Origin of the sequence: Bacteroides fragilis (assembly GCF_019583405.1) — a bacterium.
Taxonomy (GTDB): domain Bacteria; phylum Bacteroidota; class Bacteroidia; order Bacteroidales; family Bacteroidaceae; genus Bacteroides; species Bacteroides fragilis_B.
In genome coordinates this window covers 44,183-60,203 of sequence record NZ_SZUU01000005.1, presented here as the reverse complement: position 1 = coordinate 60,203, position 16,021 = coordinate 44,183, and the positions used below count along the sequence as shown (strand labels likewise).

The 16,021-nt window shown below is 45.5% G+C and carries 15 protein-coding genes; 13 read left to right on the top strand and 2 right to left on the bottom strand.

Going from position 1 to position 16,021, the window contains the following annotated elements:
* The first annotated feature begins 45 nt into the window (after nt 1-45).
* From dapB to uxuA, 6 genes are all read left to right on the top strand, one after another.
* Nucleotides 46-774 (top strand): 4-hydroxy-tetrahydrodipicolinate reductase, encoded by a 729-nt coding sequence (gene dapB, locus FDF36_RS12640; RefSeq protein WP_220391555.1) that lies wholly within the window; start codon nt 46-48, stop codon nt 772-774.
* Between the two features lie 4 nt (nt 775-778).
* Nucleotides 779-2,263 carry a S26 family signal peptidase gene (locus FDF36_RS12635; RefSeq protein ID WP_005779578.1) on the top strand — a complete coding sequence of 495 codons (1,485 nt, stop codon included), beginning with the start codon at nt 779-781 and terminating at the stop codon, nt 2,261-2,263.
* A 7-nt stretch (nt 2,264-2,270) separates the two neighbouring features.
* The gene (lepB, locus tag FDF36_RS12630) at nt 2,271-3,206 is read left to right on the top strand and encodes a signal peptidase I (RefSeq protein WP_220391554.1); all 936 of its coding nucleotides are present in this window, start codon (nt 2,271-2,273) and stop codon (nt 3,204-3,206) included.
* 62 nt (nt 3,207-3,268) lie between these two features.
* Nucleotides 3,269-3,913, top strand: coding sequence for a WbqC family protein (locus tag FDF36_RS12625; protein WP_220391553.1), 645 nt, complete (start codon nt 3,269-3,271; stop codon nt 3,911-3,913).
* 129 nt (nt 3,914-4,042) lie between these two features.
* A complete protein-coding gene (locus FDF36_RS12620; protein WP_220391552.1) occupies nt 4,043-4,855 on the top strand; it encodes an SDR family oxidoreductase in 813 nt (270 codons plus the stop codon).
* A gap of 84 nt (nt 4,856-4,939) precedes the next feature.
* Nucleotides 4,940-6,145 carry a mannonate dehydratase gene (uxuA, locus tag FDF36_RS12615; protein WP_032541103.1) on the top strand — a complete coding sequence of 402 codons (1,206 nt, stop codon included), beginning with the start codon at nt 4,940-4,942 and terminating at the stop codon, nt 6,143-6,145.
* Between the two features lie 134 nt (nt 6,146-6,279).
* Here the strand turns inward: uxuA and FDF36_RS12610 are convergent, their stop codons facing one another.
* The gene (locus tag FDF36_RS12610; RefSeq protein ID WP_220391701.1) at nt 6,280-6,810 is read right to left on the bottom strand and encodes a GNAT family N-acetyltransferase; all 531 of its coding nucleotides are present in this window, start codon (nt 6,808-6,810) and stop codon (nt 6,280-6,282) included.
* A gap of 110 nt (nt 6,811-6,920) precedes the next feature.
* Between FDF36_RS12610 and FDF36_RS12605 the strand changes: the two genes are divergently transcribed.
* On the top strand, nt 6,921-8,078 hold the full coding sequence (locus FDF36_RS12605) for a DUF5009 domain-containing protein (RefSeq protein ID WP_220391551.1): 1,158 nt from the start codon (nt 6,921-6,923) through the stop codon (nt 8,076-8,078).
* A 164-nt stretch (nt 8,079-8,242) separates the two neighbouring features.
* Nucleotides 8,243-8,617, top strand: coding sequence for a hypothetical protein (locus FDF36_RS12600; protein ID WP_259281437.1), 375 nt, complete (start codon nt 8,243-8,245; stop codon nt 8,615-8,617).
* A gap of 168 nt (nt 8,618-8,785) precedes the next feature.
* Here FDF36_RS12600 and FDF36_RS12595 read toward each other — a convergent pair whose 3' ends face one another.
* Entirely contained in the window at nt 8,786-10,006 is a 1,221-nt protein-coding gene (locus tag FDF36_RS12595; RefSeq protein WP_220391699.1) for a M16 family metallopeptidase, read from the bottom strand.
* 128 nt (nt 10,007-10,134) lie between these two features.
* Between FDF36_RS12595 and FDF36_RS12590 the strand changes: the two genes are divergently transcribed.
* From FDF36_RS12590 to FDF36_RS12570, 5 genes are all read left to right on the top strand, one after another.
* Nucleotides 10,135-10,665: an LOG family protein gene (locus FDF36_RS12590; protein ID WP_005812321.1), complete on the top strand. Its 531-nt coding sequence runs from the start codon at nt 10,135-10,137 to the stop codon at nt 10,663-10,665.
* Complete coding sequence (locus FDF36_RS12585; protein ID WP_005783748.1) at nt 10,665-11,270, top strand: SIS domain-containing protein; 606 nt, start codon at nt 10,665-10,667, stop codon at nt 11,268-11,270. Before FDF36_RS12590 ends, FDF36_RS12585 begins: the two co-directional genes overlap by 1 nt.
* Entirely contained in the window at nt 11,258-12,178 is a 921-nt protein-coding gene (locus FDF36_RS12580; protein ID WP_220391550.1) for a carbohydrate kinase family protein, read from the top strand. Before FDF36_RS12585 ends, FDF36_RS12580 begins: the two co-directional genes overlap by 13 nt.
* A 183-nt stretch (nt 12,179-12,361) precedes the next feature.
* Nucleotides 12,362-13,417, top strand: a complete 1,056-nt coding sequence (locus FDF36_RS12575; protein ID WP_220391549.1) for a tyrosine-protein phosphatase — start codon at nt 12,362-12,364, stop codon at nt 13,415-13,417.
* Between the two features lie 94 nt (nt 13,418-13,511).
* Entirely contained in the window at nt 13,512-15,425 is a 1,914-nt protein-coding gene (locus FDF36_RS12570; RefSeq protein ID WP_220391548.1) for a DEAD/DEAH box helicase, read from the top strand.
* Nucleotides 15,426-16,021 lie beyond the last annotated feature (596 nt).

Sequence of the window (16,021 nt, the reverse complement as noted above, 5' to 3'; positions counted from 1 at the left end):
TGCAACTAATATTTTGGATATAAAGTCTATAAAGTCAGTAAAACAATGAAAATAGCATTAATAGGTTACGGAAAAATGGGCAGGGAAATCGAAAAAGTTGCCCTCAGTCGCGGACACGAAATTGTCAGCATTATCGACATCAACAATCAGGATGATTTCGAGTCTGAAGCATTTAAATCGGCAGATGTGGCTATTGAGTTCACTAATCCCATGGTAGCCTACAACAATTATATGAAAGCTTTCAAAGCAGGTGTAAAGTTAGTTTCGGGCAGTACCGGATGGATGGCAGAACACGGCGATGAAGTAAAGGAACTATGCAGCAAAGGTGGAAAAACCCTGTTCTGGTCATCCAATTTCAGTTTGGGCGTAACCATCTTCTCGGCAGTCAATAAGTATCTGGCTAAAATAATGAACCAGTTCCCGGCATATGACGTGACCATAAGTGAAACCCACCACGTGCACAAGCTCGATGCACCAAGCGGAACGGCCATCACGCTGGCAGAAGGTATTCTTGAAAACATGGAGCGTAAAAACGTTTGGGTAAAAGAGGAAGCACACTCAGCGAACGAGTTGCCGATTCACTCCATCCGTGAAGGCGAAGTATTCGGTATCCACACCATCCGTTACGATTCGGAGGCGGACAGTATCTCCATCACCCACGATGCCAAAAACCGGGGAGGTTTTGCTTTGGGTGCGGTACTTGCCGCAGAATACACAGCAACCCATGAAGGCTATCTGGGTATGAGCGATTTATTCCCATTCTTAAAAGACTAACATCATGAGAAAAGCAACACGTACTCAATGGATAAAATGTTCCATTGCTATTCTTCTTTATCTGATTTTCCTGATCTGGGTGAAAAGCTGGTGGGGACTGATTGTGGTTCCTTTCATTTTCGATGTTTACATTACCAAGAAAATCCCCTGGTCATTCTGGAAGAAGTCAAAGAACCCGACTGTCCGAAGCGTAATGAGTTGGGTAGATGCTATCGTTTTCGCTTTGGTAGCAGTATATTTCGTGAATATCTATATCTTTCAGAATTACCAGATCCCATCCTCTTCACTGGAAAAATCATTGTTGGTGGGAGACTTCCTGTATGTAAGCAAGATGAGCTATGGTCCCCGTGTACCGAATACTCCACTATCGATGCCATTGGCACAGCATACACTGCCGATACTGAACACCAAGTCGTACATTGAGTGGCCTCAATGGAAATACAAACGTGTGCCCGGGTTCGGTAAAGTAAAGCTGAACGATATTGTAGTGTTTAACTTCCCTGCAGGAGACACTGTTGCGTTGAACTTTCCGGATGCCGACTTTTATACACTGGCATACAACATCGGGAAGCAGATTTATCCGAATCCGATCAATATGGACAGTCTGACCCGGGAACAACAGAAGACTGTATACGATTTATACTACAATGCCGGACGAAAAGAAATAATGTCCAATCCCCAACGGTATGGCAAGGTTGTCACCCGTCCGGTGGACCGCCGGGAAAATTACGTAAAACGTTGTGTAGGACTGCCGGGCGATACACTCCAAATTATCAACGGTCAGGTGATGATTGACGGGAAGGCAATAGAAAACCCTGAGAACCTGCAATTCAACTACTTTGTGCAAACTACGGGTCCGTATATCACAGAAGAGATGTTCCGCGAACTGGGAATCAGTAAAGCCGACCAGGGATTAACTCCCGAAGGAGCAGGTTATGAAGAAGGGTTGGTTGAGTTAGGAATGGATGGACGAAACGCCCAAGGCAGGCTGAATCCTGTATATCACCTCCCGCTCACAAAGAAAATGTATGATACTCTGTCCGCCAACAAAAAGTTGATCAGCAAAATCGTGATAGAACCGGAAGATTATGCCGGAGACATGTATCCTCTGAATTTATATACTCACTGGAACCGCAGCAATTACGGCCCTATCTGGATTCCGGCAAAGGGAGCCACTATCACGCTGACTCCGGATAATCTGCCTATCTACGAACGTTGCATCACTGCCTACGAAGGCAATAAACTGGAGCAGAAAGAAGACGGAATCTACATTAACGGTGTGAAGACAGACCAGTATACTTTCCAGTTGGATTATTACTGGATGATGGGTGATAACCGGCATAATTCGGCTGATTCCCGTTATTGGGGATTCGTACCCGAAGACCACGTAGTAGGTAAACCGATCGTCGTATGGCTGTCATTGGATAAAGACCGTGGCTGGTTTGACGGTAAAATCCGCTGGAACCGCATCTTTAAGTGGGTAGACTAACGTAGTAATGAGAAAGGGATTCAAATGGATTATCGCATTTGCCGGAGCAATAGTTATCGTATTATTGCTCCGCGGCTTTGCTTTTACCTCATGCCTGATACCTTCATCGGGCATGGAGAACTCCCTTTTCCAAGGCGAACGTATTCTGGTCAATAAGTGGAGCTACGGACTTCGGGCACCTTATATGTCACTGTTCTCCTACCACCGCTGGAATCCAAGGCGCATTGATAAAGACGACATCGTCGTATTCAATAATCCCGCAGCTATCAAAGAACCGGTCATCGACCGGAGAGAAATCTATATCAGCCGGTGTATCGGTGTACCGGGAGATACTTTGCTTATCGATTCACTATTCAATGTAGTAGACCGCAGCACACAACTCGGACCGGACCGGAAACAACTCTACACTTATCCACAGACCAAGGAACAGCAGTTAGACTCACTACTTTCCATTCTTTCCATCGGCTCCAACGAACTGATGGGGCAGCATGAAGGCAAGAATGTACGAAGCTTCAGCCGTTACGAATATTATCTGCTTGAACAGGCGATGAACGGAAAAAGCTGGATACAACCTCTGAGCCAAAGCCGGCAGGAAGAAACTAAACCGCTCATCATCCCTGGCAAGGGAAAGGCCGTCAGAGTTTATCCGTGGAACAGAACCCTGTTGCGGAATACGCTGGTGTTGCATGAAGGCAAACAAGCGGAAATCCGGAACGATACGCTCTACATTGAAGGTCGCCCTTCACAGCATTGCTATTTTACCAAAGATTATTACTGGATGGCTTCCAATAACTCGGTAAATCTCTCCGATTCCCGCTTGTTCGGCTTTGTGCCGCAAGATCATGTCATTGGGAAAGCTTCGCGAATCTGGTTCTCAAAGAAAGACCATACGGGAATCTTCAACGGATACCGCTGGAACCGATTCTTCCAACCGGTGAAGTAGTCAGTCCCACAAACCACAAATTATATATCAGCAACCAAGTAATCACAAAGTATCAACCACCCATGAAAGTCGCTTATCTCTCTTCTGCCTATCTGGCACCCGTAGAATATTATAGTAAACTGTTGAATTACGATAAAATATTCATCGAGCAGCACGATCATTACATGAAACAGACCTACCGGAACCGCTGTACTATTGCAGGTCCGGAGGGAGAACTGGCACTTTCTGTTCCTACCGTAAAACCGGAAAACCCGAAATGTCCGATGAAGGATATCCGGATTTCCGACCATGGCAACTGGAGGCACCTGCACTGGAATGCAATGGAGTCGGCCTATAACAGCACCCCTTTTTTTGAATATTATAAAGACGATTTTCGCCCTTTCTATGAAAAGAAATATGAATTCCTCACAGATTTCAATGAAGAATTGTGCCGGCTTGTATGCAAGCTGATAGATATACAACCTGATACGGAACGAACCACCGAATATAAAACGGACTTCGCTCCGAACGAAATAGACTTCCGGGAAACCATCCATCCCAAAAAGAATTTCCGCCAAGCCGATCCGGAATTTATTCCCCAACCTTACTATCAGGTTTTCGAAACCCGCCACGGGTTCCTGCCCAACCTGAGTATCATCGACCTCTTATTCAATATGGGGCCGGAAAGTTTGTTAATACTGCAACAAACAATAGCCAATCCCCGATAAAAGGAGTTGACCAAAAATTAATTTCCTTCCTTTTTTGAACCGTTCCATCAACTTTATAACTATATTTGCATGCTGCGTGTGCGATAACGGAGCTATAGAACAAGAAGTTTAAACTTAAAATATAATAGTATGGCAAACTTATTTAGTGTAAAGGATAAGGTAGTGGTCATTACCGGTGGAACAGGAGTATTGGGAAAAACAATTGCAGTCCATCTGGCAGAAGAAGATGCCAAGGTCGTTATCCTCGGACGTAAAGCCGAAGTGGGTAACGAGATAGTAAAAACAATATGCGCCAAAGGGGGCGAAGCTCTGTTCCTGGCAACCAATGTACTCGACCGGAACATCCTTGAACAGAACCTGGCAGATATATTGAAAGCTTATGGGCGGGTAGACGCATTGCTCAATGCGGCAGGCGGCAATATGCCGGGAGCTACGATTGCACCGGCAAGTGACATCTTCAATCTGAAAATAGATGAATTTCAGAAGGTAGTGGATCTTAATCTGACCGGTACCGTATTGCCGACACAAGTATTTCTAAAACCGATGACAGAGCAGAAAAGCGGAGCTATTGTCAATTTCTCCTCAATGGCAGCTTTCCGTCCTTTGACACGTGTGGCCGGTTATTCGGCTTCCAAAGCAGGCATTTCCAACTTTACCGCATTTATGGCCACAGAAATTGCCAAAAAGTTTGGTGAAGGAATCCGTATAAATGCCATTGCCCCCGGTTTCTTCCTGACAGAGCAGAACCGCACTTTACTAACCAATCCGGACGGAACATATACTCAACGGGGACAGGATGTCATCCGCCAAACCCCATTCGGACGTATGGGACGCGCTGAAGAGTTATGCGGCACAATACAATACCTGATCAGCGACGCAGCAAGCTTCGTAACGGGCACTGTGGCCATAGTGGACGGCGGATTCAATGCTTTTGCAATGTAAAGAGGCCTCTCCCATGCATCTTCCCTCCCCAAAGATAAAACAAACAGAATGATTAAACCTACTTTCAAAAGTAAAAAATGACTTATGAATCAACCTTATATCACTTCATCAAAGAATAAACTCTTTCTTTCCGAACAAACCTGGCGCTGGTATGGACCGGATGATCCTGTTAGCCTTTGGGACATTAAACAAGCCGGAGCTACGGGAATTGTCAACGCTCTCCACCACATCCCTAATGGCGAAGTATGGACTGTAGAAGAAATTATGAAACGAAAGGAACTGATCGAATCCGTCGGTCTGCGATGGTCGGTAGTAGAAAGTGTCCCGGTACACGAACACATCAAAACCCAGACAGGCGATTACAGAAAATACATCGAAAACTACAAAGAGAGCTTACGTAACCTCGGTAAATGTGGCATTCATATCGTTACCTACAATTTTATGCCCGTACTCGACTGGACTCGCACCGATCTTGCCTATACCCTACCCGATGGCTCCAAAGCACTTCGTTTTGAACGTGCCGCTTTTATCGCTTTCGATCTTTTCTTACTGAAACGACCGGGTGCAGAGAACGACTATACCGATGAAGAAAAAGCCAAAGCAAAAATTCGTTTCGAACAGATGGACGCAACGGAGAAACAACTCCTTGTCCGTAATATGATTGCCGGACTTCCCGGTTCGGAAGAGAGTTTCACGCTGGAGCAGTTTCAACAGGAACTGAATCGTTACAAAGGTATCGACGCGGATAAGCTACGTGCCCACTTAATCTACTTTCTGAAAGAAGTGACTGCGGTAGCAGACGAGGCCGGTGTAAAGCTGGTGATTCATCCGGACGACCCACCCTGCCCCATTCTGGGTTTACCGCGTATCATGAGTTGTGCGGCCGATTTTCAGGCACTGATCGATGCTGTGCCTAATGAATCGAACGGGCTCTGTCTCTGTACCGGATCACTTGGAGTAAGCAGTGCCAACGACCTGGAAGGTATGATGAAACAATTCGGCGATCGTATCAATTTTGTCCACTTCCGAAGCACTCAGCGAGATTCCGAAGGAAATTTCTACGAAGCCAACCACCTGGAAGGAGACGTAGATATGTACCGGGTCATGAAAGCTTTCCTTGAATTACAACAGAGAAGAAAAGTATCTATCCCCATGCGTCCGGATCATGGACACCAAATGGTAGACGATTTAAAGAAGAAAACCAATCCGGGATACTCCTGCATTGGACGCCTGCGCGGACTTGCCGAGCTAAGAGGACTGGAAATGGGAATTGCAAAATCAATCTTTTAAAAACACGAAAAGGCAGTAAAAGACCTTTTCACCCACCGCTGGCTCCACAGATTAACACAGAAAGTAAGACCGAAGCCTACTCGATCTCTGTTTTTCTGTGGGGCAAGCGATAGTTTTGACACATTTATAAGGCCTCATCCTATCTGCTGCCTATACACTTCCTCTTTAATTCTTTCCACGTGTTCAGACAGTCGGGGAGAATCTTCATTTCCCATAATCCAAAGTGGACAGGCGTTCTCCATAGCATGATAAGAAGGCTGTACATAGGTTTTATCGAGCACCTTGTATCCGTTACGCCGATAATAGTTCACGCGCCGGGTAGTCATTTCATCTTCCGTAGGCTCTACTTCCAGCAGGCGCAGTCCTTTCAGGTGTCCGGCCACATAATCAAGCACCTGCTGCCCTATCTTTTTATTCCGCATTTCCGGGAATACAGCCAGGTGTTCTAAATAGTAGAAGTCACCCATGTCCCAGTATACAAACATTCCACTCAACTCTCCATCACATTCAATAGCATTGAAATACATGGGAGTATGGTTCTCAATCATTCGTTTCAACTGCCCGATTTTTCTTCTCTCACTTTCGGGAAAAGACTCCTCGTACAAAGGAATCAAACAGTTCAGACGTGAATCGTCAGCACTCGTAATACGATTTAATGTCATCATCATTTTTTAGGTTTTCAGGCAAAGATAAGCGGAATAAGCCGGAAGACAGTAGACTTTAAACATTTTTACGCTATCTTTGTGAGCATAACCCCTAATTAATTTAACACATTATGAAAACTTCATCCCCTCAACGAGTCGCTGCGGTCGATATATTCCGTGCACTCACCATGTTCCTTATGCTTTTTGTGAATGATATTCCCGGACTCAGAGATATCCCCCATTGGCTCGGACACGCAGCAATGACAGAAGACATGTTAGGTTTCTCCGATACAATTTTTCCGGCTTTCCTGTTCTGTATGGGCATGTCTATTTCGTTTGCCGTACAGAACCGATACAAAAAAGGCGATTCATTGCCCCAAGTGATTATGCATATTTTCTGGCGAACCGTAGCACTGATTGTCATGGGGCTTTTCTCTGTAAACAGCGGAGGAGTGGCAGGACTCTCCCATCCCTGGTTCTCTATCATTATGGTGATTGGCTTCTTCCTGATCTGGGGAGTATACCCCAAACCGCTAACCACCCAAAAGAAACATCTCTATACGGGAATGAAGACAGCAGGTATTTTACTATTGACTTTCCTTGTCCTCTACAAAGGATTTCATGGAGCACCTTTCCAACAGAAATGGTGGGGAATTCTGGGTCTTATCGGCTGGACCTATGTAATCTGTGCCTCTGTATATTTATTTACCCGGGAAAACCTGGCACGCAACCTTTTCGCTTGGGTAGTGTTTATCGCCCTGTCATTGCTGAATCATGCAGACGTCCTGCCACTTCCATTCATACCAAGTGATATGACATTACATGCATTCGGGATGTCGGGCATACTAACTTCATTACTGATGCAAAAATACGCCAGTTCCGAGCACCCTGGAAAGTTTATAGGGATATTATGCGGCCTGGGTGTCCTTATGCTGGCAGCCGGCTTTGCCTCACATCCTTTCTGGATCATCTCAAAGATACAAGCCACTCCAAGCTGGTTCTTCTTCTGCACAGCAGCTTTCTTCCCGTCATTCGGCTTCTTCTATTGGCTGACTGACATAAAAGGCAAAACCGACTGGTTCGATATTATCAAACCGGCAGGAACCGCAACCCTTACTTGCTACATCATTCCATATATCTGGTATGCAATGCAACAATTACTTGGATTACACTACCCCACCGCATTGGGCAGCAGCATACCGGGATTAATGAAATCGGCCATATTCTCACTGATTATTGTCGGTATCACAGGATTACTGGTCAAAGCTAAGATTAAACTAAAAGTATAAATCAAACTCCGCAGACTGAACCATCCAAGGTAACTAATGACACCACTGCCGGTCAGCTCCTTTGGACGGTTCAATCTCCTATTATTAAAAATAATTAATGACTCGAGAAAAAGCAAAGCCACCCGAAGAAAGATCCGTATTAATCCATACATTTGCCGCCAATTATGGCAGCATACATCAAACTAATAATGCTATGCCTGTTATTTTTGGTATTCGGTACCCAGAAAAGCAGTGCTCTACAACCCGCCAATAACGGGGTGACAGTCACTACTGCCGTAAAAAGCCATACTCACAACAGACCTTCTTTTGATAACTCAGGACACGATCTATTCGACTTTAATCAAGGGATACTGGTCAAAAAGGCTGTTTCGGATTCGGCCAATCCGTATAAACAAAGCAATAACCTCCATCCGGCCGCCAAGACGGACTCTCAGAAATTAATAACATTCAAAGAATACACTTCTTTTTATACTCTTCATAACAGAGTTAAGCCTGCACCAAAATACTATGTATTTGCGCTCAGGCATATTCTTATTTAGCACTTTCTGTACTACGGGTGTCTATGCGATTCGGCATAGCCCGGACTATGATGTTTTTTTAGTTTATATATTCCAAGGTCAGAGAGTGCATCGTAAAGATTTATATAAGTATTAATTGTGTGTCTAATAGTAATGTCAATCCTCAGATGCACCCTCTTCCTTTTCTTCTTATCTGTAGATCAGTGTAGAAAGATATTCCTCTGCAAACATCTCATTGGCCACCTCCAGCAACCCTTCTGCAGTTAATGCTTCGATTCGCCGGAAAACAGATTCGGATGATTCATACTTGTGGTAATGCAAGAAGGTCTTTGCCATCCCCAACGCATTATTTTCATTATTATCCGAAGCAACTCCAATCTGCCCGATCAGTTGTTTTTTAGCAGCCATCAGCTGCGAAGAGGTCATTTTCACATCCCGCATCCTTTTCAGTTCTTTGTAAGTCAACCGCAGACAAGTATCCACATCCGCAGGATCGGTTCCAAAATAGATGCAGAAAGCTCCCGTATCCGTATACGATGTCAGATTGGACTCCACAGTGTAGACCAATCCTCTTCGCTCGCGGAGAGAAACATTCAGGCGACTGTTCATCCCCGGACCACCCAGAATATTATTCAGCAGATACAAGCCGGTACGTTTATCATCATAAGCATTGTATCCCCTACTGCCAATCATCACATGCGCCTGATGGGTCTCCTTATGGACAACCAGATGCTCCGGTACGTAAAGGGGAGGCGGAGTACGGTGATTATCGACTCCAATCAACGGAAGGTCTGCCAACAGTTTCTCCACCTGGCGGACTATTTTCTGAAAGTCGAAGTTGCCCAAAACAAAGAATACCATATTGGAAGGTTGATAGAACCGGGAAGTAAAAGCAACCGCATCCCCGCTTCGGAATTGTTTCAGCAATTCCGGCCTGCCCAGAATGTTGCGTCCCAACGGATGATTCCGGAAAATCATATCTTCAAAGTCATCGAAAATAAGCTCCGAAGGAGTATCTTCGTATGACTGTATCTCGTCGATAATCACTTCCGTCTCCTTTTCTATCTCGTTCTGCGGAAAAGTGGAGTGAAAAACAATATCTACCAGCAATTCCAATGCCCGCCCGAAATGTTCGGTCAGGAATGCCGAATAAATCACTGTCTCTTCCTTATTGGTATATGCATTCAGGTCGCCTCCTACATTCTCCATACGATTCAGGATATGCCATGCCTTCCGTTTCCGGGTACCTTTAAAAATCAGGTGCTCCACAAAGTGGGCCATTCCTTGTTCGTTTTCAGCCTCATCACGGGTGCCGGCATCTACGGCAAATCCACAATAAGCCACCTTTGAAAGCGAAGGCTCATGGATGATGCGAAGACCGTTGGACAGGGTATGTATATTATATTGCATTTCTGCACGGGTACTTAACTGCTTCATTCTTACTATTAAGTTAGGTTGAGGATACAAAAATACAATAAAACTTATTGTCGTTTATAGAAAATTGCAGATATTTGTAAGCTATAACATCAATAACCCTTATGGAAAAGATAGGAATTTTCTGTTCCGCATCCGACAGCATCGACCCGACATTCTTCGATGCAGCCCATCAGATTGGCGAATGGATGGGAAGAAACGGCAAGACACTTATCTACGGTGGTGCCAACCTCGGACTCATGGAATGTGTGGCAAAGGCAGTCAAAGAAAGCGGGGGACGTGTCATCGGTGTAGTACCCTCCAAACTTGAAGAGAACGGCAAAGTGAGTACATATCTCGATGAAATGATCCGCACACACAATCTGAGTGACCGCAAAGATATCATCCTGCAACAGTCGGATGTATTGGTGGCTCTCCCCGGCGGTATCGGCACGCTGGATGAAGTATTTCATGTCATGGCAGCCGCTTCCATCGGTTATCACCAGAAGAAAGTGATCTTCTACAACGCAAATGGTTTTTATAGCCCGTTGCTTGCCGTACTCAGCGAATTACAGGCAAGAGGATTTGCCCGCCATCCGCTGTCCTCCTATTATGAAGTAGCAAACACATTTAATGAATTAACAACTAAGATATAATGATTGAATCGATTCAAGAACTCCTGCAAAAGGAAGCACAAGCCGTGCTGAATATTCCCGTGACCGATGCCTACGAAAAGGCGGTTGAGTTGATTGTGGAACAAATACACAGAAAAAAAGGCAAACTTGTAACTTCCGGCATGGGTAAAGCCGGACAAATAGCGATGAACATCGCCACTACGTTTTGTTCGACCGGTATTCCCTCTGTCTTCCTTCATCCCAGCGAAGCGCAACATGGCGATCTGGGCATCCTGCAAGAAAACGACCTGTTGCTGTTGATTTCAAACTCGGGAAAAACCCGTGAAATCGTAGAATTAACACAGTTGGCCCACAACCTGAATCCGGGCCTTAAATTCATCGTTATCACCGGAAACCCCGACAGTCCGCTTGCCAGCGAATCAGATGTATGCCTGAGTACAGGGCACCCTGCCGAGGTTTGTACACTGGGCATGACCCCTACTACCTCGACTACGGTAATGACCGTCATCGGCGATATCCTCGTGGTACAAACAATGAAAAGGACTGAATTCACTATCGAAGAATACTCCAAACGCCATCACGGTGGTTATCTGGGTGAAAAATCAAGAAAACTATGCGTAAAGTAATCGGCATCGGAGAGACCATACTCGATATTATCTTCCGGAACGACCAGCCTTCGGCAGCCGTTCCCGGAGGCTCTGTTTTCAACGGCATCGTTTCTTTAGGACGCATGGGAGTCAATGTATGTTTCATCAGCGAAACGGGCAACGACCATGTTGGAAACATCATCTTGCAATTCATGCGTGACAATCATATCCCGACGGATCACGTCAATGTGTTCCCGGATGGCAAATCGCCCGTATCCCTGGCTTTCCTGAACGAACACAGCGACGCGGAATACATCTTCTATAAAGACTATCCCAAACAGCGGCTGGACGTTTTGTTCCCTCCCATCAACGAAGATGATATCATTGTCATCGGTTCATACTATGCCCTGAATCCGGTCTTACGCGACAAGATTCTGGAACTGCTGGACATAGCGAGAGAGAAAAAGGCGATTGTATATTATGATCCCAATTTCCGTTCTTCACATAAGAACGAAGCTATGAAGTTAGCTCCAACCATTATCGAGAATCTGGAATATGCCGACATCGTAAGGGGATCTCTGGAAGACTTCTATTACATGTACGGAATCAAAGACGTAGAGAAGATCTACAAGGACAAAATCAAGTTCTATTGTCCGCTATTCCTTTGTACAGCCGGAGCGGAGAAAATCTCGCTGCGTACCAACACAATATCGAAAGAGTATCCTGTCACCCCGTTGCAAGCAGTCAGTACCATCGGTGCAGGAGACAACTTCAATGCCGGCCTGATCTACGGCATGTTAAAATATGACGTCCGTTACCGCGACTTGCAAAACCTGAGTGAGGAGACCTGGGATAAGGTGATACAATGCGGTCAGGATTTCTCCGCAGAAGTCTGCAAGAGTTTCAGTAACTCCGTATCGGAGAAGTTTGCGGCAAACTACCGTTAATGCTTGTCAGTTACGAGCTACAAGCAACAAGTAAATGTGCATCATCCGGCATAATTACCCGTAGCGCGTAGCCCGTAGCCTGTAGCTAATTACTATTAACGTTGTCTAATTATAGCAAAGTAATTATACCATGTAACAAGAATCCATATCTTTGCAAATAGTGCTTTCAGACAAATACGAACTATGTACAAAAACCTGTTCAATTTACTAACTATTTTACTTATTCTGCCTTCGTGCACAGACATGTCTCCTAACATTTCGGTGGTTTGCGAAGAGAATAATATAGGAAACTGTATTCTTAAATGGGAAACAACCCCTCTCATCAAGGGGCAGGTGAAAGTATATGCATCCGACAATCCGGAGTTCATACCCGAAGACAATCCCGTCGCCATGGCTAACATCTCCGACGCACGGATAACGATTGTGACCAACGATCCTTCCAAACGCTCCTATTATACAATGGTATTCAATGACAAATACCGTGTAAAAGTGGCTCCCCGTAATGTAAATATGCCCGGCATACAGAACTTCCGCGACTTGGGAGGATATAAATCCGCTACAGGAAAGCACGTACGCTGGGGCAAGCTCTACCGTTCGGCACAGATAGACAGCCTGAATTGCTTTGCCTTCAGAAAACTACAGAATCTGGGCATCAAAACCATTCTGGACCTGCGCTCCGAAAGCGAACTTCATAATACGCCTCCTTTGCAAAAAGGATTCAATGTGGTGCATATCCCTATCAGTACGGGTGATATGGAACATATCCTGCACGGCATACAACAAGAGAAGATCAAGACGGATACCATTTATCACATGGTGGAAGCGATGAACCGCGAACTGGTGGCAAAATACCAGAAGGAATACAAGGAAATATTCGACATCCTGCTTGATCCCAATAGCTATCCGGTAGTGATTCACTGCTCGTCGGGAAAAGGACGAACCGGCATCGTATCTGCCCTGATACTGGCTGCTTTAGATATTAATGCGGATATCATTATGGAAGATTACCGTCTGAGCAACGATTACTTTAATATCCCCAAAGCGTCCAAGTACGCTTATAACCTGCCCGCCAACTCGCAGGAAGCCATTACCACTCTCTTCTCCGCAAAAGAAGATTTCCTCAATGCAGCCAAAGACGAAATAGAGCGCAAATACGGTGATGTACCCACCTATCTGCAGAAAGCAATCGGTCTGCAGCCCGAGGACACACACAGACTACGCAGCATCTTGCTGGAATAACGCATTTTTTGTCCATCATTATTTATTGTTATCGTTCGTAATTCATAATTAATCCGTATCTTTGCACCCGAATATAAAGATATACAGAGATTTAATGAAGACATTTGAAGAGCTTGGCGTTTCTCCGGAGATACGTAAAGCTATTGAAGAGATGGGATACGAGAATCCCATGCCGGTACAGGAGGAAGTGATTCCATACCTTTTAGGAGAGAACAATGATGTAGTAGCTCTTGCACAGACAGGAACGGGTAAGACCGCAGCGTTTGGCTTGCCCCTCATCCAAAAAATTAACGTAAAAAACAGAATCCCCCAATCACTCGTTCTATGCCCTACACGTGAGCTTTGCCTCCAGATAGCGGGCGATCTGAACGATTACTCCAAATACATTGACGGGCTGAAAGTATTGCCCGTATACGGTGGTTCGTCCATCGACAGCCAAATACGCAGCCTGAAACGGGGTGTGCACATCATTGTTGCCACACCGGGACGTCTGCTCGACCTGATGGAACGCAAAACAGTATCGCTTGCCACTGTCACCAACGTGGTGATGGACGAAGCGGACGAAATGCTTAACATGGGCTTTACGGAGAGCATAAACGCTATTCTGTCCGATGTTCCGCAGGAACGCAACACACTGCTTTTCTCGGCTACGATGAGCCCCGAAATAGCCCGTATTTCGAAGAACTATCTTCACGATGCAAAAGAGATTACCATCGGACGCAAAAACGAAAGTACGAGCAATGTGAAGCATGTGGTATATACCGTACACGCAAAAGATAAATATGCTGCATTGAAACGCATCGTAGACTATTATCCGCAGATTTACGGTATCGTCTTCTGCCGTACCCGTAAAGAGACTCAGGAGATTGCCGATAAACTGATGCAGGAAGGTTATAACGCCGATTCACTGCACGGAGAACTTTCGCAGGCACAGCGTGACACGGTGATGCAGAAGTTCCGTATTCGCAACCTCCAGATACTGGTAGCCACAGACGTCGCCGCACGCGGACTGGACGTAGACGACCTGACACACGTCATCAACTACGGGTTGCCGGATGATACGGAAAGCTACACACACCGCAGCGGACGTACCGGACGTGCCGGTAAGACAGGTACATCGATTGCGATTATCAACCTGCGTGAAAAGGGAAAAATGCGCGAAATAGAGCGTATCATCGGCAAGAAGTTCATTGCCGGCGAGATGCCTACCGGCAAACAGATTTGCGAGAAACAGCTTCTTAAAGTGATCGATGACCTTGAAAAAGTAAAGGTAAACGAGGAAGACATTAACGATTTCATGCCCGAAATTTATCGTAAACTGGAATGGCTGAGCAAGGAAGACCTTATCAAGCGGATGGTATCGCACGAGTTCAATCGGTTCCTCGATTATTATCGTAACCGCGAAGAGATTCAGGCACCTACTGACGGACGTGGTGAACGTACGGGCAAAAGCCGTGACGGGCAAGGTAGCCGCAAAGCAGAACCAGGCTTTACACGCCTCTTTATCAATCTGGGCAAAATAGATAACTTCTTCCCTCATGAACTGATTAGCCTGCTCAACAGCAATACACGCGGACGGGTGGAACTGGGACGTATTGACCTGATGAAGAATTTTTCATTCTTTGAAGTAGAAGAGAAGCAGGCACAAAGCGTTGTAAAAGCTCTCAACCGGACAAACTGGAACGGCCGTAAGGTCTCGGTCGAAGTAGCCGGTGAAGAAGCATCTACGGAGCGCAAAGGTCGCGTTAAGCGTAGCGAAAGCAACGAACGCAGCGGAAGAGGGAAAGAAACTTCGGGTACATCTGCCGGATACAAAGAAAGAAGCAGGAGTGGAAAAACCGGAAAACAAGCCGACGCAAAAAAAACAGGAAAACCAAGCCGTGAGGAACGGGGATACTCAGAGGCACGTGGTCCTAAAGGTAAAGATGAATGGAAGCAGTTCTTTAAAGATGCCGAACCCGACTTCAGCGAAGAGGGATGGGCAAGAAGAAAGCCCAAGAAGAGCTAAAGACAAAAAGATAGGAAGAACGGTCTGTCAACTTTCTAAAAGACCTGATTAGCCGTTCCCTGCTTACTTCCCTTTCTTATAAAATTTCTCTTTCGGAGAGAAGCCGGATGAAAGCCCGGCTCTTCACTTCACTTAGCAACGGTCTGAGCGGGATGAAGAGCCGGGCTTTCTCACTCCGAAGAGCAGGCTTCCGGACGAAATGCAACCTGCATTTCCCCCGAAAGGTTACTCCATCCGGAGCAAATGCTTACTCTATCGGAAGAAGAGGCCTTCTTTATTCCCACTTTTTCCGAAAAAGCTTCTGTTCACAACCTGGTTCATTTCAATAGAGCAGCAACCGGAAACTACCAAAAAGAGCTCAAACAAAGAGATAAAACAACTATTTGTTTGCAATCGCCCGACATACCCTGAAAAGAGAAAGCAGATCAATCGAATCAAAGACAACGAATCCCGAGCCTAATGCAAATTCCGGACGTTTTTTTCACACCAACCGGAGAGAGACCCGAAATAAACGATTCTGGAAGGGTCAGGAAAGCAAAAAGTCAAAATGATAAGAAAAGATTAAGTCAGGGTTCTCTTATTTATATTGTCCCCAA

What these genes read in the sequence shown, in the direction of transcription:
- FDF36_RS12575 (WP_220391549.1), top strand. Translation starts at nt 12,362, where the DNA reads ATGTACAAAAACCTGTTCAATTTACTAACTATTTTACTTATTCTGCCT.
- dapB (WP_220391555.1), top strand. Translation starts at nt 46, where the DNA reads ATGAAAATAGCATTAATAGGTTACGGAAAAATGGGCAGGGAAATCGAA.
- FDF36_RS12570 (WP_220391548.1), top strand. Translation starts at nt 13,512, where the DNA reads ATGAAGACATTTGAAGAGCTTGGCGTTTCTCCGGAGATACGTAAAGCT.
- uxuA (WP_032541103.1), top strand. Translation starts at nt 4,940, where the DNA reads ATGAATCAACCTTATATCACTTCATCAAAGAATAAACTCTTTCTTTCC.
- FDF36_RS12585 (WP_005783748.1), top strand. Translation starts at nt 10,665, where the DNA reads ATGATTGAATCGATTCAAGAACTCCTGCAAAAGGAAGCACAAGCCGTG.
- FDF36_RS12590 (WP_005812321.1), top strand. Translation starts at nt 10,135, where the DNA reads ATGGAAAAGATAGGAATTTTCTGTTCCGCATCCGACAGCATCGACCCG.
- FDF36_RS12620 (WP_220391552.1), top strand. Translation starts at nt 4,043, where the DNA reads ATGGCAAACTTATTTAGTGTAAAGGATAAGGTAGTGGTCATTACCGGT.
- lepB (WP_220391554.1), top strand. Translation starts at nt 2,271, where the DNA reads ATGAGAAAGGGATTCAAATGGATTATCGCATTTGCCGGAGCAATAGTT.
- FDF36_RS12595 (WP_220391699.1), bottom strand. Translation starts at nt 10,006, where the DNA reads ATGCAATATAATATACATACCCTGTCCAACGGTCTTCGCATCATCCAT.
- FDF36_RS12610 (WP_220391701.1), bottom strand. Translation starts at nt 6,810, where the DNA reads ATGATGACATTAAATCGTATTACGAGTGCTGACGATTCACGTCTGAAC.
- FDF36_RS12625 (WP_220391553.1), top strand. Translation starts at nt 3,269, where the DNA reads ATGAAAGTCGCTTATCTCTCTTCTGCCTATCTGGCACCCGTAGAATAT.
- FDF36_RS12605 (WP_220391551.1), top strand. Translation starts at nt 6,921, where the DNA reads ATGAAAACTTCATCCCCTCAACGAGTCGCTGCGGTCGATATATTCCGT.
- FDF36_RS12600 (WP_259281437.1), top strand. Translation starts at nt 8,243, where the DNA reads ATGGCAGCATACATCAAACTAATAATGCTATGCCTGTTATTTTTGGTA.
- FDF36_RS12580 (WP_220391550.1), top strand. Translation starts at nt 11,258, where the DNA reads ATGCGTAAAGTAATCGGCATCGGAGAGACCATACTCGATATTATCTTC.
- FDF36_RS12635 (WP_005779578.1), top strand. Translation starts at nt 779, where the DNA reads ATGAGAAAAGCAACACGTACTCAATGGATAAAATGTTCCATTGCTATT.